Source organism: Kitasatospora sp. NPDC059817, assembly GCF_042731835.1.
Classification (GTDB): Bacteria; Actinomycetota; Actinomycetes; order Streptomycetales; family Streptomycetaceae; genus Kitasatospora.
The window spans coordinates 1-23,795 of record NZ_JBHWIR010000041.1 but is presented as its reverse complement, the minus strand read 5'-3'; the positions used below and the strand labels follow the sequence as shown (position 1 = coordinate 23,795).

Here is a 23,795-nt window from a genome sequence, read left to right as displayed (position 1 = left end):
CCCGGGGCGGGGCGGGGTTCTTGGCCGGGGGGGGGGGGGGGGGGGCGGGGGGCCCGGGCCGGGGGGCCGGGGGCCCAACGGGCCCCCCGGCCCCGCCGTGGCGGGGCCGTCCGAGGACTCAGTGGATGATGCCGGTGCGCAGCGCGACCGCGACCATCCCGGCGCGGTCGCCGGTGCCCAGCTTGCGGGCGATCCGGGCGAGGTGGCTCTTGACGGTGAGTGCCGACAGGCCCATCGCCACCCCGATCGCCTTGTTCGACTGTCCTTCGGCGACCAGCCGCAGCACCTCGACCTCACGGCCCGACAGCTCGCGGTAGGCGGACTGCTGCGTGCCCGGCGCACCGGGCGCACCGGGGGCTCCGTGGGTTCCGTGGGCGCCCGGCGCACCCACGGCGCCCGGCATGCCCGGCATGCCGGGGCGGCGCATCCGCCCGGCCAGCCCGGCGGCGCCGAGCGGCAGGCCCGGGCGGCCGGGCATCGCCACGTTGGTGCGGGTGCCCGTGACGACGTATCCCTTGACGCCGCCGGCCAGCGCGCTGCGCACGGCGCCGATGTCGTCGGCGGCGGACAGGGCCAGGCCGTTGGGCCAGCCCGCGGCGCGGGTCTCGGCCAGGATGGTCAGGCCGGAGCCGTCCGGAAGGTGTACGTCGGCGACGCAGATGTCGCGCGGGGTGGAGACCCGGGGGCGGGCCTCGGCGATCGAGGACACTTCGATCACGTCCCGGACGCCGAGCGCCCACAGATGGCGGGTGACGGTGTTTCGGACACGGGGATCGGCGATGACCACCATGGCGGTGGGCTTGGTCGGCCGGTAGGCGACCACGTTTGCGGGGTGCTCAAGAAGGACCGACACCAGGCCTCCTGCGGGGAGTGGCGGACGGAACCCCGAGGGGGCGGTCGGAGTGTTCCGCGTTCGGAAAGGGTCACAGTCTGCTTCGGCAGCTACCGTGCCCGGCTTTAGCGAAAGATCACGATCTAGTGAGTAACAATACGGACAAATCGCGCATATGAGTGATGCGACCCGTCCTGAATTCGCACAAAATCGATCAGATCTGGTGCTGATCGGTCGGTTTCAACCGGTTAATTGACCCAGAGCGGGATCGAAGTCACACTCCGTCAGCCCTGGGGGTGGCATCGGGGCCGCCGGGGCCGCCCGGCCCGGGGCGCCACTCCTCAGTGCGAACGAGGACGCCGCCGCGCGGGCATCGGGACCACCCCACCGAGTGACGGCACATCGGCCGGCGCCTGCGGGGCCGGCGCGGCCGGCGGCAGGCCGGCGCTGATGCACAGCAGGTCCCCCCAGGCCGCCAGGTGCCGCTCGAACCGGCCGTCGGCCGGCGTCCAGGAGGCCCGGATCTCGATCTCGGTCGAGGACGGGCGGTCCGCCAGCCCGCCGAAGTACTGCGAGGCGCAGTGGCTCACCGTGCCGGACGGCTCCGCGTACCCGGCCCCGTGCGCCTGCAGCGAGTCCAGCAGCCAGGCCCAGCCGACCTCCGAGAGCATCGGGTCGCCGGCCATCTCCGGCTCCAGCTCCGCCCGGGTCATCGTCACCACCCGGAACTCCCCGTTCCAGGCCTCCTGCCCGGCCGGGTCGTACAGCAGCACCAGCCGGCCGTCCGCCAGCTCCTCGCCGTCCACCTCCACCGAGGCGGTCACCGCGAACGCGTACGGGGCCAGCCGGCGCGGGGCCGGCGCGGGGGAGAGCTGGATCTCGGGCCGCAGCCGGGCGCCGTCGAGGGCCTCCACGGCGGCCCGGAACTCGCTCGGAGCCCCCTCCCGACCTGTTCCGCCACCTGCTCCGCCACCCTGCGCGGGGTGCCCGCCGACCGCTGCCATGACCCGAAGACTAGGTCGAAAACCGCGGTTAAGGCCGCAACTTCCGTCCGAGCGGCGTGCCGGAACGGCAAACCCGGCCAGATCTTGGAGGAACCGACGAGACCGGCCGGGAAGAGCGCCCCGAGGCGCATGCGAAGATTTGGACCGTGAGCGAGACTACGGCAGACACCACGGCGGCCACCCCCGACGGCCGGCCCACCCCCGCGCGCCGCGGCGCCGCGCACGACTCCGCGTTCCTGCGCGCCTGCCGGCACGAGCCCGTGCCGCACACCCCGGTGTGGTTCATGCGCCAGGCCGGCCGCTCGCTGCCGGAGTACCTGAAGGTCCGCGAGGGCATCCCCATGCTGGAGTCCTGCATGCGGCCCGAGCTGGTCAAGGAGATCACCCTCCAGCCGGTCCGCCGGCACAAGGTGGACGCGGCGATCTTCTTCAGCGACATCGTGGTGCCGCTCAAGGCCGTCGGCATCGACGTCGAGATCAAGCCCAACGTCGGCCCGGTCATCGCCGACCCGATCCGCACCGCCGAGGACCTCAAGCGGCTGCGCCCGCTGGAGCCCGACGACGTCCCCTACATCACCGAGGCCGTCGGCCTGCTGGTGGACGAACTCGGCGAGACCCCGCTGATCGGCTTCGCCGGCGCCCCCTACACGCTGGCCAGCTACCTGGTCGAGGGTGGCCCGTCCAAGAACCACGAGCACACCAAGGCCATGATGTACGGGCAGCCCGAGCTGTGGGCCGCCCTGGTCGACCGGCTCGCCGACATCACCTCCACCTTCCTGAAGGTGCAGATCGAGGCCGGCGCCTCGGCCGTCCAGCTCTTCGACTCCTGGGTCGGCTCGCTCGCCCCCGACGACTACCGCCGCTCGGTCATGCCGTCCAGCACCAAGGTCTTCGACGCCGTCGCCTCCTACGGCGTGCCGCGGATCCACTTCGGCGTCGGCACCGGCGAACTCCTCGGCCTGATGGGCCAGGCCGGCGCGGACATCGTCGGCGTCGACTGGCGGGTGCCGCTGAACGTCGCGGCCGAGCGGGTCGGCCCCGGCAAGGGCCTCCAGGGCAACCTCGACCCGGCCGTGCTGTTCGCCCCCACCAAGGTCGTCGAGACCAAGGCCCGCGAGGTGCTGCACGCCGCCCAGGCCCTCGGCACCAGCGGCCACATCTTCAACCTCGGCCACGGCGTCCTGCCGTCCATGGACCCGGACGCCCTCTCCCGTCTCGTCGCCTTCGTCCACGAGGCCAGCGCCCGCTGACCCCGGCGGCGGGCCCCCTCCCGGCCGGGAGGGAGCCCGCCGTGTTCAGTCCTCGCCCAGTCCTCGTTCAGTCCTCCGCGGGCTCTTCCTGCGGGCCGGACTCCGGGGGCGGCGCGGCCGCCGGGCGGCGCCGGCGCCACAGCCGGTACAGCAGCGCCCCCGGGACGCCCAGCACCAGCAGGAACGGCGCCACCGCCGCGAGCCCCACCGCCAGGGCGCGCACGATCGCCACCAGTACGTGCCAGCCGCCGCCCAGCGCGGAGCCGACCGACGCCCCGAAGCCCTCGCCGCCACCCTTCGGCGGTCCCGGGGTGGGCGTCGGCGAGGCGGCCGCACGGCGCACGTCCAGCGTGACGGTCGAGAGCGAGGTCTTGCCGGCCAGCTCCTTCTGCTGCTTCTGCAGCGACTCCAGATCGGCCTCCCGGCGGCTCAACTCGGCCTCCAGCGTGGTCACCTCGCTCAGCGACTTCGCCTGCCCCATCAGCGCCCGCACCCGCTCCACGCTCGCCTGCTGGGTCTGCACCCGGCTCGCCACGTCCGCGACCTGCTGGGTCAGGTCGTCCGCCTGGCTCCTGCGGGACACCACCTGGCCCAGCGCGGCCAGCTGGTCCAGCGTCTGCTGGTACGCGGCGGAGGGGATCCTCAGCGTCAGCTGGCCGCCCGCCTCGCCCCCCGCCGTGCTCCCCGGCCCGCCCTCCACCGCGCCGGAGACCGACTCGGCGCCGACGTAGCCGCCCGCGGCCGCCGTCAACTCCCGGGCCTTCGCCAGCACCTGGGCGACGTCCCCGGTCCGCAGCGTCAACTGCGCGGTGTACGCGATCAGCCGGTTGTCCGCGGCCGGCTGGGCGCTCGCCCCCGCCGCCGGAGCCGTCCCGGCGGCGCTCGGCGCGGCCGCCGGTGCCGCCGGTGCCGCCGGTGCGACGGCGTCCGCCTTCGCCGCCTCCCCCGCCCGGCCCGCACCGCCTGCGCTGCACGCCCCGACCAGCAGCACGCCCGCGGTCGCTACCGCCAGCGCCCCCGCCCCTGCCCGTCTCCCCATTCCGAAGCCCTCTCCAAGTCCGTTGTGAGATCTCCCCATTGGACGAAGGAACGCCCCGGGCGGACCCCGCCGGAAGGTCGCGACTCGATCACAGCTCGGCAGCGGACCGGACAACCTCGATGGCCGCCCGCCGCAGCAGCGCCGCCGTCACCCCGTCCCCGGGGCGCAGCTCCCCGGTGAACGTCCCGTCGTACACCCGCCCGCAGCCGCACGACGGGCTGCGCGCCATCAGCACCGCCCGCCGCGCCCCCGCGGCCTCGGCCGCCGCCAGCGCCGCCCGGGCCCCGGCCACGAACTCCGCCGTACAGTCCGCGCCCGTCGCGTCCACCACCCGGGCCCGCCCGTCCAGCACGTCCGCGCCGTCCCCGCCCACGATCTCCGCCGCGGGCCGCGGGGTCGGCAGCCCGCCCGCCCCCTCCGGGCACACCACCACCGCCCGCCCCGCCTCGACCAGCCCCACCACGTCCGGCGAGGTCTTCGCCCGCCCGTCGTACCGACACGGCACCCCGGCCAGACACGCACTCACCACGATCGGTTCCATGGACCGACCTTACGGGGTGTGCCCGATCCGCTACGTTGGGGCCATGGATGAGCTGCCGGAGTGGATGTACGCACCCCGAGTCGAAGGCTGGTTCGCCGAGGACCTCGACCACCTGCCCGATGCGCCCAAGCACACCGAACTCATCGACGGCGCCCTGGTGTTCCGCAGCAGGCCCCAGTCGTTCTGGCACAGCCATGTCGGGTCGCAGCTGACCGCAGCACTGGACGGGCTGGTGCCGGCCGGGCAGCGGGCGACCGGGGGCATGACGATCACGCTGGACCGGCGCAGCCGCCTGGAGTCGGATGTGCTGGTCACCGACGCGGACTTCGACCCCGATCGGACCTGGTTCGCGCCCGGCGAGGTCCCGCTCGTGGTCGAGGTCGTCTCCCCGGAGTCCGCGCACCGCGACCGTACGGTCAAGGTCCGCAAGTACGCCGAGGCCGGGATCCCGCACTGCTGGATCGTCGAGGAGGAGGACGGCCTGCCGGTCGCGCACGTCTTCGAGCTGGAGCCGGCGACGTCCTCCTACGTCCCGGCCGGGATCTTCCGCGGCAAGCTCGAACGCCGGGTGCCGTTCCCGATCACGATCGATCTGGACGCGCTGGTGCCGAGCGGGCGGCGTGCAGCGGATTGAGGGCCCGGTGTAAAGACCTGCGAGACTGCGAGGCATGTCGGATGCACAGGTCGTCGTCGTCGGTGGTGGGATCGCGGGGCTGGCTGCGGCCGCTTTTCTGAGCGGGGCCGCCGGGGGGCCGGTGCGGGCGCGGGTGACGCTGCTGGAGGCGTCGGAGCGGGTCGGCGGGAAGCTGCGGGGCGGCGAGGTCGGCGGGGTCCGGGTGGACCTGGGGGCCGAGTCGATGCTCGCGCGGCGGCCGGAGGCGGTGGAGCTGGCCCGGGCGGTCGGGCTGGGCGAGGAGTTGGAGCCGCCGACCACCGCGAAGGCCTCGATCTGGACGCGGGGCGCGCTGCGCCCGCTGCCGGGCGGGCAGGTGATGGGCGTCCCGGGCGATCTGGACGCGCTGGCGGCCTCCGGGGTGCTCACCGCCGAGGGGCTGGAGCGGGCCCGGCACGAGGGCGCCACCGAGGTCGGGGACGACGTGGCGATCGGCCGCTACGTCGCCGACCGGCTGGGCCAGGAGGTGGTGGACCGGCTGGTCGAGCCGCTGCTGGGCGGCGTCTACGCCGGGCGGGCCGAGGAGATCTCGCTGCGCGCCGCCGTGCCGCAGCTGCTGGCGATCGCGCGGGGCGGCGGCTCGCTGGTCGACGGGGTGCACGAGCTGGCCTCGCGGCCGAAGGTGGTCGGCACCCCGGTGTTCCAGGGCCTGCGCGGCGGGCTCGGCACCCTGCCGGAGGCCGTCGCCGCCGCCTGCCGGAAGGCGGGTGTGGACCTGCGCACCGGTACGGCGGTGGACGGGCTGCGCCGCACCCCCGGGGGCTGGCGGGTGGTGACCGGCGGCGGCGAGGTGCTGCACGCGGACGCCGTGGTGCTGGCCGTCCCGGCGCCGGCCGCGGCCCGGCTGCTGCGCGCGGACGCGCCGGCGGCGGCCGCCGAGCTGGACGCCGTCGAGTACGCGGGCATGGCGCTGGTGACCCTGGCGTTCCGCCGGGCCGACCTGGCGGAGCCGCCGGCCGGCAGCGGGTTCCTGGTGCCGCCGGTGGACGGGCGGCGGATCAAGGCGTCGACCTTCTCCTCCAACAAGTGGGGCTGGCTGGAGCGTTCCGCCCCGGACGCGTTCCTGCTGCGCACCTCGCTGGGCCGCTACCGGGAGGAGGAGGCGCTGGAGCTGCCGGACGAGGAGTTGGTGGCCCGCTCGCTGGCGGACCTCGGGGAGGCGATCGGCCTGACCGCCCGGCCGTACGACACCGCCGTCTCGCGCTTCCGGGCGGGTCTGCCGCAGTACCCGGTGGGCCACCTGGACCGGGTGGCCCGGATTCGGGCGGCGGCCGCCGGGGTGGGGGGACTGGCGCTGTGCGGCGCCGCGTACGACGGGGTCGGCATTCCGGCCTGCATCGGCTCGGCGGCCGCCGCGGTGGCGGCCCTCGACAAACTGTTGACCCCGGCAACCGGGGAAGGTTCCACGGAGAGGACAATGGGCGCATGACTGAGACCGTTGAGCGGCAGCCGGAGCAGCAGCCCGAGAAGAAGAAGGCGCGCGACCTGAACCAGGTCATCCGCTACACCATGTGGTCGGTGTTCAAGCTCAAGGGCACGCTGCCCGAGGACCGCACGGCGCTGGCCGCCGAGGTGGACGAGCTGTTCGCCCAGCTGGCCGCGAAGGACGTCACGGTGCGCGGCACGTACGACGTGTCCGGTCTGCGCGCGGACGCCGACCTCATGGTCTGGTGGCACGCCGAGGACTCGGACGATTTGCAGGAGGCGTACAACCGCTTCCGCCGCACGGGCCTCGGCCGCCAGCTGGAGCCGGTCTGGTCCAACATGGCGCTGCACCGCCCCGCCGAGTTCAACAAGTCGCACATCCCGGCGTTCCTCGCCGACGAGCGCGCGCGCGACTACGTCTGCGTGTACCCGTTCGTCCGCTCCTACGAGTGGTACCTGCTGCCGGACGCCGAGCGGCGCGCGATGCTCTCCGAGCACGGCCAGATGGCCCGCGGCTACCCGGACGTGCGGGCCAACACGGTGGCCTCGTTCGCGCTCGGCGACTACGAGTGGCTGCTCGCCTTCGAGGCGGACGAGCTGCACCGCATCGTCGACCTGATGCGCGACCTGCGCCCCTCCCGGGCCCGGCTGCACGTCCGCGAGGAGGTGCCGTTCTTCACCGGCCGCCGCAAGCCGGTCAGTGAGCTGCTCAACGGCCTGGCCTGAGTTCCGCGGGATCGGTGAACGGGGTCCGCTTCGGCGGGCCCCGTTTCGCGTGTCACGTCCGGTGGGGGCGGAGGGCGGCGCGCAGGCGGGGGTCGGGGAGGACGGCGGGGCCGTTCATGGCGACGGCGGTGAGCAGTTCGCGCTCCTCGTCGTCGGCGAGGCCGTGCTGGCGGGCCGGGCGGATCTCGCGCAGCACCTCCTGGCCGACCGGGGACGCCCAGCGGGTGTAGGGGTAGACGTCGACCCGGGCCATCAGCAGGGTGCCCGAGGTGAGCACCAGCGGCAGCGAGAACCAGGCGAGCGGGGCGACGGTGTCACCGCCGGTGAAGCCGGTGAGGGCCAGCGCGGCGGCCAGCAGGAGGAGCGTCAGCAGCAGTGCGTGCCGCACCTGCCGGACCACCAGGACGGTGCTGCGCTGGACCAGGGCCGGGGTGGCCAGGCCGGCCAGCGAGAGCCGGGCGCCGATCTCCAGGACGGTCGGGTGCTCGGCCATCGCCTGGCGCAGCCCGTCGGTGCGGCACTGGCCGTCGGGGCCGACGGTGACGATGACCGCGCGTTCCAGGCGGCTGCGGCCCCGGGGGTCGACCACCGTCGTCCAGCCGGTGTGCGCCAGGTGCAGCCGGCCCCGGCCGGCCATCAGGACGAGGGCGAGTTCGACCACCCGGTCCGGGCCGCCGGCCAGGTAGGCCGTCTCGTACAGCCCGATCCCGACGGCCTCGGGCGGGCGCAGGCCGTCCGCCTCGGCCAGGGCGTCGGCGGTGGCGGTCGTCCGGACGAGCCGGAGACACGAGAGGACCGCCGCGACGCACGCCGGTATCAGGAACAGCAACCACATGGGCTTGTTGTATGCCTGGGCCGACGGCGCGGGGAACGGCTTCCCGGACCGCGATACCGAACTGTGACGTCAGGAGCCGCAGCCGCCGCCGCCACCGCAGCTCGACGAGGACGACCCGCAACTGGACGAGGACGACCCGCAGCTCGACGAGGAGGAGCCGCAACTGCTGGAGCCGGAGCCGCAGCTGGAGGACGAGGATCCGCAGCTGCTGCTGCTTCCCCCGCAGCCGGAGGAGCCGGAGTGGGAGGAGCCGCACCAGGCCGTGGAGCCCCCGCAGGAGGACCCGGACGAGCTGCACGAGCTGGGGGGAAAGCTGCTGGAGGAGCCCGTCGAGGAGGAGGCGGCGTAGGAGCTCGCGGCGGCCGACTTCATCGCCTCGTCCTGGGCGGCCGCGGCCAGCATCGCGGACTGCAGCTCGTCGTCCTCCAGCCCGGCGGCGGCCAGCCCGCCGAGCGCGAGGGCGCCCAGCAGCACGCCGCCGGTCGTCTTCGGCGACAGGCCGGCGCTCGGCGTCCACGGCGTGCCGACCTTCATCAGGGAGAGCTGGCGCCGCCCGGCCGGGGTGATCCGGCCCTTGACCGGCCAGGTGACGAGCAGGCTCATCCCGCCGAAGACCAGGAGCACCACCGGGACCCACGGCGCGGGGCGGTCGGAGCCGGCGCCGCCGTCGTCCAGCACGTGGGCGAGGACGGTCGAGACGGCGACGCCGAGCAGCGCGAGCCAGAGCAGCCGCCGGGCGGTGCGGGCCCGCCGCAGCCGCTCGGGGCGGCGCATCAGGCCGCGGTCGGCGAGCCGGTTGCCGATCTCCTGCACGGCGGCGGAGCGCATCACGGCCCGGCGCAGCGGGGCGAGTTCACGGCTGCCGCCCGGGCCGACGGCGTCCAGGACGGCCTGGTCGACGGCGTCGTACGGCTTGTGCCCGGTGAGGGTGACCAGGCCGGCGCGGCTGATCACGGCCCGCTCGGAGAGGTGCATCCGGATCAGGGCGGTGTCGAAGACCCGGCCGGGGCCGCCGGACAGGAAGGCGGTGTCCATCAGCGGCAGGCCGCGGCCCGGCAGGCCCCGGACGTGTGCGACGTGGCCGACCCGATGCTTGGTCCGGGCCGCGTACAGCGAGGCCGCCACCAGCAGGACGGCGGGGATGACGAAGTAGGTGTTGTGCCACATGGGCGGGTTCCCCCCGAAGGTGTGCGGTGAAGACGGGTGCTCAGCGCCTGCTCAGCGCCTGCTCAGTGCCGCAGGGCTCGGCGCAGGCGGGCGAACGCGCCGGGCGGCCGCTCGGCGGCCGGGTGGAGCCACTGTTCCAGGGCCCGGCGGTGGTCGGCGGCGAGCGGGCCGCCGTCGGCGAGTGCCCAGGCGGCGAAGGCCCGGGCGTCGGTGCGGTAGCCGCCGGTCTGCGGGTGCCGGCGGGCGTAGTCGAGGAACAGCGGCCCGTACGGCCGGCCGAGCAGGCGGGGCAGTTCGGGGGCCACCTTGGCGACGGTGTCCCGCCGTTTGGTGGCCAGGCCGGTGGACTGGGCGCGGACCTGGTCCGGGTCGAAGCCGGGCGGGACTGGCCCGCCGGCCACCAGGGCGGCGAGCAGGTCCTCCTGGCGCCGCGCCAGCCGGGCGCGGGTGCCGCTCGGGCACGCGCCCGCCGCGGTCTCCCGGGGCTCGGTGCGGGGGGCCGGTGGGGCCGTCCGCGGGGTGCTCCCCTCCAGCACCCGGCGGATGGCGTCCAGTTCGCCGGCCAGCTCGCTGGGCGGCGGGAAGGCGGCGTCCCGTTCCAGCAGGACGCCGGGTGGTGCGACCCGTGCGCAGAGTTCGGCCAGGACCTCCAGCACCGGTTCGGTGACGGGGTGGGCGTGGGTGTCGTGCCAGACGCCGTCGACCAGGGTGCCGCCGGCGACGTGGACGTAGGCGAGCGCCTCCAGCGGCAGGCGGTCCAGTTCGGCGGCCGGGTCGATGCCGAGGTTGACCCGGTTGGTGTGCAGGTTGGCGACGTCGATCAGCAGCCGGACGCCGGTCCGCTCGACCAGTTCGGCGAGGAACTGTCCCTCGGTCAGCTCGTCGTCGGGCCAGGCCAGCTGGGCGGCGATGTTCTCCAGCGCGAGCGGCACCGGGAGTTGGTCCTGGGCGATCCGGACGTTCTCGGCGATCACCCGCAGCGAGTCCCGGGTGCGGGGGACGGGCAGCAGGTGGCCGGCCTCCAGGCCGCCGGCCCGGACGAACGCCAGGTGCTCGGTGACCAGCGGGGAGCCGAGGGCGAGCGCCGCCTCGGCGAGCTTGGCGAGCCGGGCGGGGTCGGGCAGGTCGGCGCCGCCGAGGCCGAGCGCCACGCCGTGCGGGATGACGGTGACGCCGCGGGCGCGCAGGACCGTCAGGGACTCGGGCAGGTGGTCGGCGCAGATGTTCTCGGCGACCACCTCGACCCAGTCCAGGCCGGGTTGGCGTTCGACGACGGTGTCGATCTCGCTGCGCCAGCCGAGGCCGACGCCGAGGCGGGGTGTGCCGCCCCGCGCCGGGGTGGCGGAGCCGGGCAGGTCCAGGGCAGGGGAGGTCATCGGTTCGCCCCCTTTCGGAGGGCCGGGTGGGGAGGCCGTCGGGTGGTGCGGGCTTCGTCGCCAGGACCGCGCGGCCGTGTTGCTGAGGATGTCCCCGGGTGGGGCGGCTGCCAAGCCCCGCCCGGTCTTCTCAGAGCATTATTTGAGCTTGCCGCCGCGGGGGTGAGGGACTTTGGTCCCGAGCCGGGGCCGTTGCCGCAGGTGAGGCGCACCGGCGAGGGGAAATTCGCAGGCGCCGGACGGGCAGGCGGGGCTAGCGTGGGAACCCATGACTTCTTTGACGATCCGTGACTTCCGCCCCGACGACGCCGAGGCCGTGGCCGCCGCCCACCGGGCCGGGCGCGAGCACCTGGTGATGACCTCCGAGGCCCTGCTCTGGATGAACGGCCGGCAGAGCCCGGGCGAGCACTTCCGCACCTTCGTCGCCGAGCTGGACGGCCGGGTGGTCGGCGCGGTGCGCTGTGCGGCGGTGCTCGGGACGACGACCGCCGGCGTCGGGTACGCCAACGGCAGCGTGCTGCCGCGGTTCCGGCGGCGCGGCGCGGCCACCGCGCTGCTGGCCGCGGCCGAACGGCACCTGGCCGGGCACGGGGTGAGCGAGCTGCACACCTGGCTGGACGACGAGCCCGCCTCGCTGGCCTTCGCCGCCGCCCGGGGCTACGAGCTCGGGCGCGCGGCGCAGTTCGGCGGACGGGACTTGGCGCTGCCGCTGCCGCAGGCGCCCGTACGGCCGGCCGGCGTCGAGCTGCGCCCGGCCGCCGACTGGGCGGCCGACCCGCGCCCGCTGTTCCTGGTCGAGGCGGACGCCGTCCGGGACGAGCCCGGCGAGGTGCCGATGGACGCCCTGGAGTACGAGGACTGGCTGCGGGGCGACTGGGCCCGGCCGGACCTGGACCGGGCACTGACCGTCGTCGCCGTGGTGGACGGCGAACCGGCCGCGTTCAGCATGGCGCAGACCGACGGGGTGGACCGCTACTGGTCCGCGTTCACCGCCTGCCGCCGGGAGTTCCGCGGGCGCGGGCTGAGCAAGCTGGCCAAGCTGGAGTCGCTGCGCCTGGCGGCCGCGGCGGGCTACCGGCGCGCGTACACCTCCAACGACGAGACCAATGCGCCGATGCTCGCGATCAACGCGTGGCTGGGGTACGAGCGGTGCGCCGGGGAGCGCAAGGGGATCAAGCGCTTGAAGTGACGCCGGGTGCGGCAATCCTGACGGTCGGAATTGCCGCGAGGGGGGTATTTCCGGCCACGGAGGGGACTTAACCAGGGCACACAGTTCGTGGTCGAGTCTTTCTCCGTGGGGATGATATGGAGATCCTGCTCCAGGTGTTCATCGCATCGGTTCCGGCCGTGATCGGCTTCCTCGCGGCCCGCTCCCTCGCCCGGACCAGACTGTTCCTGCGCTACGGCTTCCTGCGGGCGCTGCTGGCGCCGTACAGCCGGGTACAGATCATCACGCCGAGCATCGAGGTCGCGGAGTTCGCCTTCACCACGGACGGCTGCCAGCTGACCAGCCGCGGGCCGAAGAACGTGCTGTTCATGCCGATGGCCGAGGCCAGGGCGATAGCGGGGCTCACCGACCTGCTGCGGAAGGTCAATCGGAAGGCGACGATCGAGCTGGTGGTGGCCGGCGCGCAGGATCCGCGGATGCCGACGTTCTCGATCGGGGGCCCGAGCGTCAACTCCTATTCCGGTGGCGTGCTGGACGCGGTGTTCCCGGATTTCGCCATCGAGTACCCGGACGAGGCCCGTGCCCGGTGGGGCGCAATGACCTTCGAGGCGCTGTACAACCCGGCCGGGGAACTGATCCGCGACCACGGCTTCATCTTCGTGACCCGCACGCCCCGGCAGGCGCCCTGCGTCGTGCTCTGCGGGGTGTTCGCCTTCGGCTCCGCGATGGCGGTGGAGGCGTTGACCGCGGCGAGCCGCAACTCCCCGCTGGCGGCGCTCTTCCGCTCGGGGGAGAAAGGATTCGTCGCGGTGGAGGGGCGGGTGATAGGCCTGGACACCGTCGACGTCACGGTCGAGGTCTGCCGCACCCTGCCCGCGCCCCGGTCCGACGTCCCGTCGGGATTCCGGGGCGAGGTGTCCACGGGTCGTCCCGACGGTTGAGACGATTGGTCTCGACCACGGGGGGCGAAACCGGACAGCTCGGGAGAGTCTGGGGCAGTAACTCCTGGCGGCCGTACAGGTTTTGCCCCGCCCCTGACACGCTTTGGGCATAATCGCGCACATGACGATCAACCGTGCGAACGTGAGCGCGATTGCCGAGGACCTGTACGTGTGGCTCCCCCCGAAGCGGGGCTGGGGCCTGGCCAACTGCGGACTGCTGGCCTCGGCGAAGACCGCGCTCTGGATCGACACCCCCTACGACCCCACCCTGGCCGGGGAGTTCCTCGCCGCCAGCCGCCGCCTGCTGCCGGCCGGGGTCGAGGTCGACCGGGTGATCGTCACCCACGCCAACGGCGACCACCTGTGGGGCGCCGGAGTCGTCCCGGACGCCGAGGTGATCTCCACCCGCGAGGCGCTGGAGCACATCCACTACGAGCCCACCCCGCAGCAGCAGCACGCCCTCGTCGTCGGCGGCGACCCGGACTCCCCGCTCGGCGGCTACCTCAGAGAGCACTTCGGACGGTTCGACTGGTCCGCCACCGACCCCGTGCACCCGGACACCGTCTTCACCGGCGAGCTGGAACTGCGGGTGGGGGAGTACCCGGTGCAGGTGACCGGCCTGCCCGCCGCCCACACCAGCGGCGACCTGATCGTCCACCTCCCGTACCAGCGCGCCGTCTTCACCGGCGACGTGATCTTCGGCTCGACCCCCGAGTACCCCGGCGACCACCCGGTGCACTGGGCCGGCCCGCTGGAGAACGTGATCACCGCCTGCGAGCGGATCCTGGCCACCGGCGCCGAGATCTTCGTCCCCGGCCACGGCCCCGTGCTCGACCGCGACGGCGTCCGCCACCACATCGCCTACCTGACGTACGTCCGGGAGCGCGCGCACGCCCTGCACACCGCCGGGATCCCCGCGCTGGACGCCGCCCGACGGGTGATCGCCGAGCAGCGCCACCCCGAACTCGGCCTGCCCGAGCGGCTGGTGCTCACCGTCGCCGCCGAGTACCGGCACCTGGACGGCACCGAGGTGCCGAACGTCCTGGAGGCCATGGGCCAGGTCGCCCAGGTGGCCCGCGAACTCTCCGAGGACGCCGCCCGCAGCCCGCGCCCGCGCGCCGCCGCCCGGGACTGACCGCCCGGGACTGACCGCCCGCCGCGCCCCGGCCGGACCACCACCGGCCCCCGGCCCGGCAGCAGCCGACCAGCCAGGACCCCCAGAGGACTCCCGAGGACTTCGATGACGCAGATCGCGCAGATTGCGCTGATCGCCCTGGCGCTGGTCGCCGCCGCGACGGCGGGCGTGCTCGCCCGCGGCCGGGCCCGGGCCCTCACCCGGGCGGTCGCCGCCGAGACCGCCCGCGGCCACGGCGAGGAACGCGCCCGCGCCGCCGAAGGCCGGCTGGCCCGCGCCGAGCAGCAACTGCGCGAGGCGCAGGAGGCCGCCCGGCGCGCCACCGAGGAGACCCACCACGCCGAGAGCCGCTACCGGGCCGCCGAGGAGCGCACCCGGGAGGCCGAGAGCCGAGCCCGCACCGCCGAGGACACCACCCGGGAGACCGACCAGCGGGCCGCCGCCGCGAGCACCCGGGCCGGGGAGGCCGAACGGCGGCTCACCGTCGCCGAGGAGCACACCGCCGCCCTGCTCGCCGAGATCGGCCACCTCGCCCAGGAACGGGTGGCCGCCACCGCCGTCCGGCTCAGCCACGCCAACGCCCCGCTGGTCGGCCCGCTGGACCCGCAGGCCGTCGGCCCCGAGGCCGTCCGGGCGCTGCAGTCCGTCCTGGACGCCGCCTCCGCCGCCCTCACCGACGAGCGCGAACGCGTCGACGCCGCCGCCCGCGCCGCCATGCGCGGCGCCACCTCCCGGATCCAGACGCTGCTCTACCAGATCCAGAGCCTGGTCCAGCAGCTCCAGCACGACAACGACGACCCCCGGCTGCTGGAGGTCGACTTCCGCAACGAGGTCGCGCTGCGCCGGATCCAGACCGTCGCCGTGCTCTGCGAAGCCTGGCCCGGCCTGGCCCGCACCGACTCGCCGCTCGCCGAAGTGGTGGTCGGCGCGCTCTCCCGGGTGCCCGGCTATGCCCGGATCAAGGTCGCCAACCACCTGCGCGAGCAGCGGCTCGCCGTGGTCGCCCGGGCCGCGGAGCCGCTGGCCATCACCGTCGCCGAACTCCTCGCCAACGCCTCCGCCTACTCGCACCCGGAGACCGACATCCCGGTCACCGTCCAGCAGGGCGGCCGTGGCGCGCTGGTGATCATCGACGACAGCGGCATCGGCATGGACGACGACCAGCTGCGCCGGGCCCGCCGACTGCTGGCAGGCCCGCCCGACGTCCTGCTCACCGAACTCGGCAACCCGCCCAAGACCGGCTTCGCGGTGATCGGCAAACTGGCCCGCCAGTACGGCTTCTCCTGCCACATCGAGCCCTCGCCGTACGGCGGGATGCGCACCATCCTGCGCATCCCGGCCGCGCTGGTGACCGTCGTCGACGACGAGCAGCCGCTGTCGGTGCTCACCCCGCTGCCGCTGCGGGCCGGCGCCGGCCCGGCCCCCGCGCCCACCGTCCAGGCCGTCCCGCCGATGCGCGACGCCGACGAGGGCGACGGGCCGCCCCCGCTCGCCGACCGGCACAACCAGCCGGGCCCGCACCCCGCGCCCGCCATCCACGCGGTGCCCGACGCGCCGGCCGGCCCCGCCGACCCGGTCGACGACGGCACCGGCCTGCCCAGCCGGCGGCGCCGCCGACCGGTCACCGCCGAGGGCCCCGGCGCCCCCGAGCCCGCCGCCAGGCAGTCCGCCGCACCGGCCGAGCCGCCCGCCCGGGCCCCCGAGCGGACGCCCGAGCGCGCTGCCGCCCACTGGCAGGCGCTCCAGGAGGGCACCGACTCCGGCCGCGCCGCCGTGGCACAGGCCGCCCGCGGGACCAGCACGACCGGCGAGTCCAGCACGACCGCCGGGACCAGCCCGGCCGCCGGGACCAACACGACCGGCGAATCCAGCCCGACCGGCGGGAGCGGCCCGACCGCGGCCGCCCGCGACACCGGTGCCCGCACCACCGTCCGTCCGCCCGCCCCGACCCCCGAAGGAGCCGAGCAGTGACCAGCACGCCCAGCCCGACCACCACCGACGAGATCTCGTGGGTGCTGACCCCGCTGCTGGAGCTGCCGGGGGTGCTGCACGCGGTCATCGCCACCGGTGACGGCCTCGTCGAGGGAGCCTCCGACGGGCTCGACCGCGCCTCCGCCGAGCGGGTCGCCGCGATGACCGCCACCGTGCACGCCGCCGCCCGAGCGTTCACCAGCGCCTTCACCGACACCGAACGGCCCCGGCTGGCCCAGACCGTCGTCGAGTCCGACCTCGGCTACGCCGTCGTCGTCCCGGCCGGGGAGAACACCTCGCTCGCCGTGTTCACCTCCCCGGAGGCCCAACTCGGCAACGTGGCCTACCAGATGCAGGTGCAGGTCGCCGCCCTGGGTCGTGCCCTCGCGAGTCCGAGCCGGCAGCAGGACACCACCGTCCGATCATGACCGCCGCACCCCGCAGGCGGATGGTGCCCGCCTACCTGGCCACCGGCGGCCGCAGCCGCCCCGGCACCGCCGGCTTCGACCGGCTCACCGTGCTGTTCGCGGACCGCACCGAACCGCCCCGCGAGCTGGAACCCGAACACCAGCGGCTCTGGGAACTGCTGCGCCCCGGCGCGCTGACCGTGGTGGAGGCCGCCGCGCACCTGTGCCTGCCGGTCAGCGCCACCGTCTTCCTCGCGGCCGATCTGGTCGAGGCGGGCTGCCTGCGCGCCCGCGCGCCGATCCCGCGCGCCCAGCAGACCGACCGCTCCATCGTCGAGAGGCTCCTCGTTGGACTCCGTGCGCTCCGGTAGCCCGGCCGACCGGCCGAGCCGGGTGGGCTATCTGCCCGACCGGGACCAGACGCTGATGAAGCTGGTGGTGGCCGGCCCGTTCGGGGTCGGCAAGACGACGCTCATCCGCACCCTCTCCGAGATCGCCACCCTGCACACCGAGGAGGCGATGACCGAGACCGGACGGCCGGTGGACGACCTGGCCGGCCTGCCCGAGAAGGCCACCACCACGGTCGCCGTCGACTTCGGCCGGCTGACCCTGCCCGGCAACCTCGTGCTCTACATGTTCGGCACCCCCGGCCAGCGCCGCTTCTTCCCGCTCTGGCAGGACATCGCCCGCGGCGCCCTCGGCGCGCTGGTGCTCGCCGACACCCGCCGGCTCGCCGACTCCTTCGAGATCATGGACATGGTCGAGGAGCAGGGCCTGCCCTACGCCGTCGCCGTCAACTGCTTCCCGGACGCGCCGGTCCACTCGATCGAGGTGCTGCGCGCCCACCTGGACCTGCACCCCACCACCCCGCTGCTGCTCTGCGACGCCCGCGAGCGCGGCGCCAGCCTGGACGCGCTGATCGCGCTGGCCGAGCACGTCCTCGACGGCCTGCCCGCCGCCCCCGCGGACGCCCCCGACCCCGCAGACCAGGTAGCGACCGTCCCTGCCGCCTCCGCCGCCGAGGAGCGCCCGTGACCACCGACACCCGCCCGACCCCGATCTACGGCCCGGTCTTCGCCGCCGACCCGCAGCTGGTCTACGACCGGCTGCGCCGCTACGGGGCCGTCGCCCCGGTGGAGATCGCGCCCGGCGTCGAGGCCCTGCTGGTCACCGACTACCAGGCCGCCCTGGACCTGCTGCGCGACACCGACACCTTCTCCAAGGACTCCCGCGCCTGGCAGCGCACCGTCGCCCCCGACAACCCGCTGCTGCCGGTGCTCGGCTACCGCCCGACCGCCCTGTTCAGCGACGGCGAGGTGCACGCGCGCTACCGCGCGGTGATCACCGACGGCCTCGCCCTGCTCGAACCGCACCGGCTCCAGCGCCGGGTCGCCGAGGTCGCCCACCAACTGGTCGACCGCTTCGAGGCGGTCGGCACCGCCGACCTGATCGCCGAGTACGCCCGCCAGCTGCCGGCCTTCGTCCTCACCACCTGGTTCGGTGTGCCCGAGGAGCACAGCGCCCGGCTGGTCGCCGGGATCGCCGGGATGATCGAGTCCACCGAGAAGGCCGTCGTCGCGTACGGGGACCTCGTCGCGGTGGTCACCGCCATGGTCGCCGAGCGGCGCGAGCGGCCCCGGCACGACCTCACCTCCTGGTTCGTCACCCACCCGGCCGGGCTGGAGGACGACGAGGTGATCCGGCAGATCACCCTCACCATGATCGCCGGGCACGAGCCGACCACCAACCTGATCGGCAACGCCCTGCTGCGCCTGCTCACCGACGCCCGCTACGCCGGCTCCCTCATCGGCGGCGCGATGACCGCCTACCAGGCGATCGACGAGGTGCTCTGGCACGAGCCGCCGCTGGCCAACCTCTCCGCCCACTACCCGCGCTACGACATCACCTTCCACGGCCGGGAGATCCCGGCCGGCACCCTGGTGCTGGTCTCCTACGCGGCCGCCAACTCGCAGGCCGCGCCGCCCACCGACGGCACCGAGCTGCGCAGCGGCGAGAGCGCCCACCTGGCCTGGGCGGCCGGCCCGCACGGCTGCCCGGCCCGTGACCCGGCGCTGCTGATCGCGATCACCGCGATCGAGCAGCTGACCAGCCGGCTCAGCGACCTCGAACTGGCCACCCCGGCCGAGGAGCTGCTCTGGCGCCCCGGCCCGTTCCACCGGGCCCTGGTCCACCTCCCGGTCCGCTTCGCCCCGACGGCCTGAGCCCCGGTGCTCTGAGTGGTCCGAACCCGAGCGGTCCGAGCGGTTCGGGCCCTGGCGGCCGGGACGGACGAGGGCCCGGGTGTCCGTCCGTACGGAAACCCGGGCCCTCGCGGCGCGACCGGCCGGCGCTACTCGGCTGGCTTCAGCGTCAGCGAGACGCTGTTGATGCAGTACCGCTGGTCGGTCGGCGTGCCGTAGCCCTCGCCCTCGAAGACGTGGCCCAGGTGCCCGCCGCAGCGGGCGCAGCGCACCTCGACCCGGCGCATGCCGAGCGTGGTGTCCTCGATGTACTGGACCCGGTCCCCGGCCAGCGGCGCGTAGTACGACGGCCAGCCGCAGTGGCTGTCGAACTTGGTCTCGGAGCTGAACAGCTCCGCGCCGCAGGCCCGGCAGCCGTAGACGCCGACGGTCTTGGTGTCGGTGTACTCACCGGTGAACGGGCGCTCGGTGCCCGCCTCGCGGAGCACGTGGTACTCCTCGGGGCTCAGCTCGTCCCGCCACTCGGCCTCGGTCTTCTCGATCTCGTAGCTCATCACGGCTCCCGGTCGGGGTACGTCAGACGTTGGAGGCAACGTTCGAGAGGTGCTGCACGCTTCCCCGGATCTCCTCCAGGATGGCGGGGCCCAGGTTGGTGACGTCGCCGGCGCCCATGGTGAGCAGCAGGTCGCCGGGGCGGGCCAGGCCGGCCAGTACGGCGGGGGCGGCGGCGAAGGAGTGCTCGGCGGTGACGTCGGCGCCGGCCCGGTGGGCGGCGTCGATGATCAGCTCGCTGGTCACGCCGGGGATCGGGTCCTCGCGGGCCGGGTAGATGTCCAGCACCACCGAGGCGTCGGCCAGCGCCAGGGCCTGGCCCATCTCCTCGGCGAGCTGCTGGGTGCGGCTGAACAGGTGCGGCTGGAAGACCACCAGCACCCGGCCCTCGCCCTCCAGGCCCTCCCGGATCGCCTCCAGGTCGGCGGTCATCTCGGTGGGGTGGTGGGCGTAGGAGTCGATCACCTGGACGCCGCCGGCCTCGCCCTTGAGCTGGAGGCGGCGCCGCACGCCGGTGTAGGCGCCGAGGGCCTTGGCCAGGTCGGTGGCCGGGACGCCCAGCGCGACGCCGGCGGCCAGCGCGGAGACCGCGTTGTGCGCGTAGTGCCGGCCGGGCACCGAGACGGTGAAGGACAGCTCGGCGCCGTCCAGCTCGACGGTGACCTCGCTGGTCATGCCGCGGGCGACCACCGAGCGGACCCGGACGTCGGCGTCCTCGGCGGCGCCGACGGTCACCACGGTGAGGCCCTCGCGGCCGGCCACCCGGGCGGTCAGCTCGCGGGCGCCGTCGTGGTCGGCGGAGACCACCAGGGTGCCGCCGGGGGCGATCCGGCCGACGAAGGTCTCGAAGGACTCGTAGATCTCCTCGATCGAGGCGTAGTTGGCGTGGTGGTCCAGCTCCACGTTGAGCACGATCGCCACCTCGGGCGCGTACTTGTGGAAGCTGCGGTCGCTCTCGTCGGCCTCGGCGACGAAGATCTCGCCGGCGCCGTGGTGGGCGTTGGAGCCGGGCGTGTCGAGGTCGCCGCCGATCGCGTAGGACGGGTCCAGGCCCAGCTCGCCGAGGGCGACGGCGAGCATGCTGGTGGTGGTGGTCTTGCCGTGGGTGCCGGCCACCGCCAGCGCCCGGCGGCCGCCCATCAGGGCGGCCAGCGCGTCGGAGCGGTGCACCACCGGGATGCCGCGCTCGTGGGCGGCGGCCAGCTCCGGGTTGTCGGCGCGGATCGCGCTGGAGACCACCACGCTGCTGGTGCCGTCCGGCACGTGCTCGGCGGCGTGGCCGACGTGCACGGTCGCGCCGAGGGCGCGCAGCGCGAGGACGGTCTCGGACTCCTTGGAGTCGCTGCCGGAGACGCTGGCGCCGCGCACCGCGAGGATCTTCGCCAGGCCGGACATCCCGGCGCCGCCGATGCCGATGAAGTGCGGGGCGTGCAGGTCGTGCGCGGCGTCGTTCAAGGCGGGGCTCCGTAGGGCGGGGGCGGAATGGTCGGGCGGACGGGATGGGGAATCGTCCTCGCGGGCGGACCGCAAGGACGATTCTGCACCACCGGCCGGGATCCCTAGGAGTCGCTGGCGAACAGCCGCAGCACCGGGACCCCCACCTTGTGCCGGGCCTGGGAGGCCCAGTCGCGGTGGAAGAACTCCTCCACGAAGTGCGGTGAGGTGAGCACCACCACCTCGTCCGCGCGGTGCTCCTCGACCGCCGTCCGCAGCCGGTCCAGCGGCTTCTCCTCGACCAGCTCGCCGACCGCCTCGGCCCCGGCCGCGCGCAGGTGGCGCAGGCTGTGTTCGAGCGACTCGGTGGCCACGGTCGGCCCGGACTCGGACTCGTCGTGCTCGTGCACCACCTTGTCGAGGTGGCCGAGCGCCACGTCGTCCAGCGCCCGCAGCAGCTCGTCCTGCTTGCCGCGCGGCTGCATCAGGACGACGAAGGAGACCTTCTCGTCGCTGTGGAGCGTGGTGACGAGTTCCACGTCCGCGTCGGAGAGAGCCTTTTCGATCATCAGTACCGTCTTGAACACGTGAGTCCCTTCCAGTGGCCGGCCCCCGGGCCCCGGCATCGCATTAACGGGATCACGACCCGTCGGTCACGGGGTCGGCGGACGCAGGTAGCGGGTGAAGAGGAATCCTTTCTGCTCGATCAATGAGACCAGCCGCATCCGCTGCACGTCAGGCATTTGCGCATCGCGGATGATGCGCGGCGCGTCGCCGCCCGTGATCAGCGGAGCCAGTGACAGGCACAACTCGTCCAGCAGACCCGCCGCCGCCAGCTGTCCCAGCAGCCGCGGGCCGCCCTCGCTCAGCAACCGCGTCCAGCCCCGCTCCGCCAGCGCCGACACGCCCGCCCGCAGGTCCACCGACCCCTCCCCGGCGAGCACCAGGTCGGCCACCTCGGCGACCGCCCGGCGGCGCTCCTCGGGCGCGTCCGCGGTGGTGATCACCACCGTCCTGACCAGCGGGGCGGTGAACAGCGGCGCGGTCAGGTCCAGGGTCAGCGAGCGGCTCACGATCGCGATCGCCGGAGCCGGGGCCTGCCCGGCCGCCGCCCGCGCCACCGCGAACTCGGCCCGGGCCCGGGCCGGCCGGTAGCCCTCCGCGCGGACCGTCTCCGCGCCCACCAGCACCACGTCCGACAGCGCGCGCAGCACACCGAAGATCCGCTTGTCGGCGTCCCCGGACAGGCCCTCCGAGAGGCCCTCCAGCCTCGCCCCGCCGTCCAGACCGGCCACCATGTTGGCGCGTAGCCAGGGCCGCCCCCGATTCACCTGGTCGGGGTACGCGTAGACGGCGGCGAGCGACTCCAGCGAGGCCGGGTCGGCGACCGGCTCGCCCAGCGGGCTGATCAACTGTTGCATGCCCTCAGTCTTCCACCGGCCGCCGTCCCGAGGCGCTCTGCACCAGGCGTACCCTCTACTAACGTGCCAGCAGCCCCCCGCCCCGACACCGCGACCGAGTCCATAGCCGCCGCGAGCGCGGCCGGCTCCCCGATCGCGCTCGCCGACCGCCGCCCCGTCGTGCCCGCCGAGCGGCTGGTCGCCGAGATGGTCCCGCCGCCCCGGTTCTCCGACGTGAGCTTCGGGACGTACATTCCGGACCCGAACCAGCCCAGCCAGTACGAGGCCGTCCAGGTCCTGGAGCAGTTCGCCACCACCCTCGGCGGGGGAAACGGTTCCGCGCCCAGGCGCAGCTGGTTCCGCCGCTCCGCCCCGGCGCCCACCGGCCCGGCCGGCGTGTACCTCGACGGCGGCTACGGCGTCGGCAAGACCCACCTGCTCGCCTCGCTCTGGCACGCCGCCCCCGGCCCCAAGGCCTTCGGCACCTTCGTCGAGCTGACCAACCTGGTCGGTGCGCTCGGCTTCCAGCAGGCCGTCCGGACCCTCTCCGAGCACACGCTGCTGTGCATCGACGAGTTCGAGCTCGACGACCCGGGCGACACCGTCCTGGTCTCCACGCTGCTCACCCGCCTCGTCGACAACGGCGTCAAGCTCTGCGCCACCTCGAACACCCTGCCGGAGAAGCTCGGCGAGGGCCGCTTCGCCGCCGCCGACTTCCTGCGCGAGATCCAGGGCCTGTCCGCGCACTTCCGCCCGATGCGGATCGACGGCCAGGACTACCGCCACCGCGGCCTCCCGGACGCCCCGCCGCCCTACCCCGACGCGGCCGTCGACGCCGTCGCCGCCCGCACCCCCGGCGCCTCCCTGGACGACTTCGACACCCTCCTCGCCCACCTCTCCGCGGTCCACCCCAGCCGCTACGGCGCGCTGCTCGACGACGTCACCGCCGTCTGCCTGCGCGGCGTCCGCCAGGTCGACGACCAGTCCACCGCCCTGCGCCTGGTCGTCCTCGCCGACCGCATGTACGACCGCGAGCTCCCCATCACCGCCTCCGGCCTCCCCTTCGACCAGGTCTTCCCCGACGACATGCTCCGCGGCGGCTACCGCAAGAAGTACCTCCGCGCCATCTCCCGCCTGGTCGCCCTCGCCCGCGACAGCGCGAAGACCTGACCCCGTAACCCCCGCCCCGGCCGGGCGTTGCTCCCTAGCGGAGCAGAGGGGGGGACGCATGGCCGGTGGCGGGTGAGGCCGAGCATCTGCCCGCCGCCGACCACGACGTCTACGACCGGGAGGAGCAGCGGTGAGCAGCGGTTATCACACGCGGTGGGTCGTGCCGCCGGAGCATCGGGAGAGCGAGCAGTACCGGGCGGCCGGGCGGCGGATGGCGCTGGCCGAGGCCGTGTACGCCCGCCGATCCGCTCTCGGCTGGACGCTCGCCGAACTCGCGGAGCGGGCCGGGCTGGACGAGGCGACGGTCGAGAGCATCGAGGAGAGCGGTGTCGATCCGACCCTGCCGCTGATCGAACGCCTCGCCGCCGCGTTCGACTCGGTCGTCCGCATCGACCCGGCCCGCGAGCCCGCCATGAGGTTCGAGGGGCACGCGGCCTGAGGAAGCCGCACCGCTTGATGCTCCTATGGGTTGTCAAGCGGTGGTGAGCCATTCGCGGTAGGCGTTGGCGAGGTCGTCGTCTCGGCGGGTGCCGCGTTCGAGGGTGGAG

25 protein-coding genes are annotated in these 23,795 nt (G+C 74.5%); 14 read left to right on the top strand and 11 right to left on the bottom strand.

Annotated features, from left to right (window positions below):
• Window positions 1–118: 118 nt before the first annotated feature.
• Window positions 119–853, bottom strand: a complete 735-nt coding sequence (locus ACFV61_RS11945) for a response regulator transcription factor (protein ID WP_063349472.1) — start codon at window positions 851–853, stop codon at window positions 119–121.
• A gap of 320 nt (window positions 854–1,173) precedes the next feature.
• A complete protein-coding gene (locus tag ACFV61_RS11940; RefSeq protein ID WP_363368843.1) occupies window positions 1,174–1,836 on the bottom strand; it encodes a DUF3000 domain-containing protein in 663 nt (220 codons plus the stop codon).
• A gap of 146 nt (window positions 1,837–1,982) precedes the next feature.
• Here ACFV61_RS11940 and hemE point away from each other — a divergent pair, with 146 nt between their 5' ends.
• Window positions 1,983–3,086, top strand: a complete 1,104-nt coding sequence (hemE, locus tag ACFV61_RS11935; protein ID WP_063349474.1) for a uroporphyrinogen decarboxylase — start codon at window positions 1,983–1,985, stop codon at window positions 3,084–3,086.
• A gap of 67 nt (window positions 3,087–3,153) precedes the next feature.
• On the opposite strand, the gene ACFV61_RS11930 is transcribed toward hemE, so the two are convergent.
• A complete protein-coding gene (locus ACFV61_RS11930; protein WP_380491383.1) occupies window positions 3,154–4,125 on the bottom strand; it encodes a DUF4349 domain-containing protein in 972 nt (323 codons plus the stop codon).
• A gap of 88 nt (window positions 4,126–4,213) precedes the next feature.
• Complete coding sequence (locus ACFV61_RS11925; RefSeq protein WP_380491381.1) at window positions 4,214–4,666, bottom strand: DUF523 domain-containing protein; 453 nt, start codon at window positions 4,664–4,666, stop codon at window positions 4,214–4,216.
• 43 nt (window positions 4,667–4,709) lie between these two features.
• Between ACFV61_RS11925 and ACFV61_RS11920 the strand changes: the two genes are divergently transcribed.
• From ACFV61_RS11920 to hemQ, 3 genes are read left to right on the top strand one after another with little or no spacing between them, the layout of a single operon-like run.
• Window positions 4,710–5,300, top strand: coding sequence for a Uma2 family endonuclease (locus ACFV61_RS11920; RefSeq protein WP_380491379.1), 591 nt, complete (start codon window positions 4,710–4,712; stop codon window positions 5,298–5,300).
• A gap of 34 nt (window positions 5,301–5,334) precedes the next feature.
• Window positions 5,335–6,768 carry a protoporphyrinogen oxidase gene (gene hemG / locus ACFV61_RS11915; protein ID WP_380491377.1) on the top strand — a complete coding sequence of 478 codons (1,434 nt, stop codon included), beginning with the start codon at window positions 5,335–5,337 and terminating at the stop codon, window positions 6,766–6,768.
• On the top strand, window positions 6,765–7,490 hold the full coding sequence (gene hemQ / locus ACFV61_RS11910) for a hydrogen peroxide-dependent heme synthase (protein ID WP_063349479.1): 726 nt from the start codon (window positions 6,765–6,767) through the stop codon (window positions 7,488–7,490). The genes hemG and hemQ overlap by 4 nt, the downstream gene beginning before the upstream one ends.
• A gap of 52 nt (window positions 7,491–7,542) precedes the next feature.
• On the opposite strand, the gene ACFV61_RS11905 is transcribed toward hemQ, so the two are convergent.
• The 3 genes from ACFV61_RS11905 to ACFV61_RS11895 all read right to left on the bottom strand — a co-directional run bounded on the left by ACFV61_RS11905 (window position 7,543) and on the right by ACFV61_RS11895 (window position 10,868).
• On the bottom strand, window positions 7,543–8,325 hold the full coding sequence (locus ACFV61_RS11905; RefSeq protein WP_380491375.1) for a TIGR04222 domain-containing membrane protein: 783 nt from the start codon (window positions 8,323–8,325) through the stop codon (window positions 7,543–7,545).
• Window positions 8,326–8,394: 69 nt separating this feature from the next.
• Window positions 8,395–9,492 carry a TIGR04222 domain-containing membrane protein gene (locus ACFV61_RS11900; RefSeq protein WP_380427213.1) on the bottom strand — a complete coding sequence of 366 codons (1,098 nt, stop codon included), beginning with the start codon at window positions 9,490–9,492 and terminating at the stop codon, window positions 8,395–8,397.
• A 62-nt stretch (window positions 9,493–9,554) separates the two neighbouring features.
• Window positions 9,555–10,868 (bottom strand): DUF692 domain-containing protein, encoded by a 1,314-nt coding sequence (locus ACFV61_RS11895; RefSeq protein WP_380491374.1) that lies wholly within the window; start codon window positions 10,866–10,868, stop codon window positions 9,555–9,557.
• Window positions 10,869–11,136: 268 nt separating this feature from the next.
• Between ACFV61_RS11895 and ACFV61_RS11890 the strand changes: the two genes are divergently transcribed.
• From ACFV61_RS11890 to ACFV61_RS11855, 8 genes are all read left to right on the top strand, one after another.
• Window positions 11,137–12,057, top strand: a complete 921-nt coding sequence (locus tag ACFV61_RS11890; RefSeq protein WP_380427217.1) for a GNAT family N-acetyltransferase — start codon at window positions 11,137–11,139, stop codon at window positions 12,055–12,057.
• A 116-nt stretch (window positions 12,058–12,173) separates the two neighbouring features.
• On the top strand, window positions 12,174–12,977 hold the full coding sequence (locus ACFV61_RS11885; protein ID WP_063349484.1) for a hypothetical protein: 804 nt from the start codon (window positions 12,174–12,176) through the stop codon (window positions 12,975–12,977).
• A 121-nt stretch (window positions 12,978–13,098) separates the two neighbouring features.
• A complete protein-coding gene (locus ACFV61_RS11880; RefSeq protein ID WP_063349485.1) occupies window positions 13,099–14,112 on the top strand; it encodes an MBL fold metallo-hydrolase in 1,014 nt (337 codons plus the stop codon).
• Window positions 14,113–14,217: 105 nt separating this feature from the next.
• Complete coding sequence (locus ACFV61_RS11875; RefSeq protein ID WP_380491372.1) at window positions 14,218–16,083, top strand: ATP-binding protein; 1,866 nt, start codon at window positions 14,218–14,220, stop codon at window positions 16,081–16,083.
• Window positions 16,080–16,511 carry a roadblock/LC7 domain-containing protein gene (locus tag ACFV61_RS11870; RefSeq protein WP_363368868.1) on the top strand — a complete coding sequence of 144 codons (432 nt, stop codon included), beginning with the start codon at window positions 16,080–16,082 and terminating at the stop codon, window positions 16,509–16,511. The genes ACFV61_RS11875 and ACFV61_RS11870 overlap by 4 nt, the downstream gene beginning before the upstream one ends.
• Complete coding sequence (locus ACFV61_RS11865; protein WP_380491370.1) at window positions 16,508–16,861, top strand: DUF742 domain-containing protein; 354 nt, start codon at window positions 16,508–16,510, stop codon at window positions 16,859–16,861. Before ACFV61_RS11870 ends, ACFV61_RS11865 begins: the two co-directional genes overlap by 4 nt.
• Before the next feature lie 55 nt (window positions 16,862–16,916).
• Window positions 16,917–17,525 (top strand): ATP/GTP-binding protein, encoded by a 609-nt coding sequence (locus ACFV61_RS11860; protein WP_380343892.1) that lies wholly within the window; start codon window positions 16,917–16,919, stop codon window positions 17,523–17,525.
• Window positions 17,522–18,712, top strand: coding sequence for a cytochrome P450 (locus ACFV61_RS11855; RefSeq protein WP_380491369.1), 1,191 nt, complete (start codon window positions 17,522–17,524; stop codon window positions 18,710–18,712). Before ACFV61_RS11860 ends, ACFV61_RS11855 begins: the two co-directional genes overlap by 4 nt.
• 128 nt (window positions 18,713–18,840) lie before the next feature.
• Here ACFV61_RS11855 and msrB read toward each other — a convergent pair whose 3' ends face one another.
• From msrB to ACFV61_RS11835, 4 genes are all read right to left on the bottom strand, one after another.
• Window positions 18,841–19,245 (bottom strand): peptide-methionine (R)-S-oxide reductase MsrB, encoded by a 405-nt coding sequence (gene msrB / locus ACFV61_RS11850; protein WP_063349491.1) that lies wholly within the window; start codon window positions 19,243–19,245, stop codon window positions 18,841–18,843.
• Window positions 19,246–19,267: 22 nt separating this feature from the next.
• The gene (murC, locus tag ACFV61_RS11845) at window positions 19,268–20,698 is read right to left on the bottom strand and encodes a UDP-N-acetylmuramate--L-alanine ligase (RefSeq protein ID WP_380491367.1); all 1,431 of its coding nucleotides are present in this window, start codon (window positions 20,696–20,698) and stop codon (window positions 19,268–19,270) included.
• Between the two features lie 104 nt (window positions 20,699–20,802).
• A complete protein-coding gene (locus ACFV61_RS11840; RefSeq protein ID WP_107452931.1) occupies window positions 20,803–21,264 on the bottom strand; it encodes an indole-3-glycerol phosphate synthase in 462 nt (153 codons plus the stop codon).
• A gap of 66 nt (window positions 21,265–21,330) precedes the next feature.
• Complete coding sequence (locus ACFV61_RS11835) at window positions 21,331–22,098, bottom strand: pyrimidine reductase family protein (protein WP_380376801.1); 768 nt, start codon at window positions 22,096–22,098, stop codon at window positions 21,331–21,333.
• A gap of 102 nt (window positions 22,099–22,200) precedes the next feature.
• Here ACFV61_RS11835 and zapE point away from each other — a divergent pair, with 102 nt between their 5' ends.
• On the top strand, window positions 22,201–23,247 hold the full coding sequence (gene zapE, locus ACFV61_RS11830; protein WP_380376808.1) for a cell division protein ZapE: 1,047 nt from the start codon (window positions 22,201–22,203) through the stop codon (window positions 23,245–23,247).
• Between the two features lie 160 nt (window positions 23,248–23,407).
• Window positions 23,408–23,686 (top strand): helix-turn-helix domain-containing protein, encoded by a 279-nt coding sequence (locus ACFV61_RS11825; RefSeq protein ID WP_380481440.1) that lies wholly within the window; start codon window positions 23,408–23,410, stop codon window positions 23,684–23,686.
• Window positions 23,687–23,795: the final 109 nt, after the last annotated feature.

Bases quoted from the DNA above. Each gene is read 5' to 3' on its own strand.
- ACFV61_RS11940 (WP_363368843.1), bottom strand. From the start codon at position 1,836: ATGGCAGCGGTCGGCGGGCACCCCGCGCAGGGTGGCGGAGCAGGTGGC.
- ACFV61_RS11930 (WP_380491383.1), bottom strand. From the start codon at position 4,125: ATGGGGAGACGGGCAGGGGCGGGGGCGCTGGCGGTAGCGACCGCGGGC.
- ACFV61_RS11925 (WP_380491381.1), bottom strand. From the start codon at position 4,666: ATGGAACCGATCGTGGTGAGTGCGTGTCTGGCCGGGGTGCCGTGTCGG.
- ACFV61_RS11920 (WP_380491379.1), top strand. From the start codon at position 4,710: ATGGATGAGCTGCCGGAGTGGATGTACGCACCCCGAGTCGAAGGCTGG.
- hemG (WP_380491377.1), top strand. From the start codon at position 5,335: ATGTCGGATGCACAGGTCGTCGTCGTCGGTGGTGGGATCGCGGGGCTG.
- hemQ (WP_063349479.1), top strand. From the start codon at position 6,765: ATGACTGAGACCGTTGAGCGGCAGCCGGAGCAGCAGCCCGAGAAGAAG.
- ACFV61_RS11905 (WP_380491375.1), bottom strand. From the start codon at position 8,325: ATGTGGTTGCTGTTCCTGATACCGGCGTGCGTCGCGGCGGTCCTCTCG.
- ACFV61_RS11900 (WP_380427213.1), bottom strand. From the start codon at position 9,492: ATGTGGCACAACACCTACTTCGTCATCCCCGCCGTCCTGCTGGTGGCG.
- ACFV61_RS11895 (WP_380491374.1), bottom strand. From the start codon at position 10,868: ATGACCTCCCCTGCCCTGGACCTGCCCGGCTCCGCCACCCCGGCGCGG.
- ACFV61_RS11890 (WP_380427217.1), top strand. From the start codon at position 11,137: ATGACTTCTTTGACGATCCGTGACTTCCGCCCCGACGACGCCGAGGCC.
- ACFV61_RS11885 (WP_063349484.1), top strand. From the start codon at position 12,174: ATGGAGATCCTGCTCCAGGTGTTCATCGCATCGGTTCCGGCCGTGATC.
- ACFV61_RS11880 (WP_063349485.1), top strand. From the start codon at position 13,099: ATGACGATCAACCGTGCGAACGTGAGCGCGATTGCCGAGGACCTGTAC.
- ACFV61_RS11875 (WP_380491372.1), top strand. From the start codon at position 14,218: ATGACGCAGATCGCGCAGATTGCGCTGATCGCCCTGGCGCTGGTCGCC.
- ACFV61_RS11865 (WP_380491370.1), top strand. From the start codon at position 16,508: ATGACCGCCGCACCCCGCAGGCGGATGGTGCCCGCCTACCTGGCCACC.
- ACFV61_RS11860 (WP_380343892.1), top strand. From the start codon at position 16,917: ATGAAGCTGGTGGTGGCCGGCCCGTTCGGGGTCGGCAAGACGACGCTC.
- msrB (WP_063349491.1), bottom strand. From the start codon at position 19,245: ATGAGCTACGAGATCGAGAAGACCGAGGCCGAGTGGCGGGACGAGCTG.
- ACFV61_RS11835 (WP_380376801.1), bottom strand. From the start codon at position 22,098: ATGCAACAGTTGATCAGCCCGCTGGGCGAGCCGGTCGCCGACCCGGCC.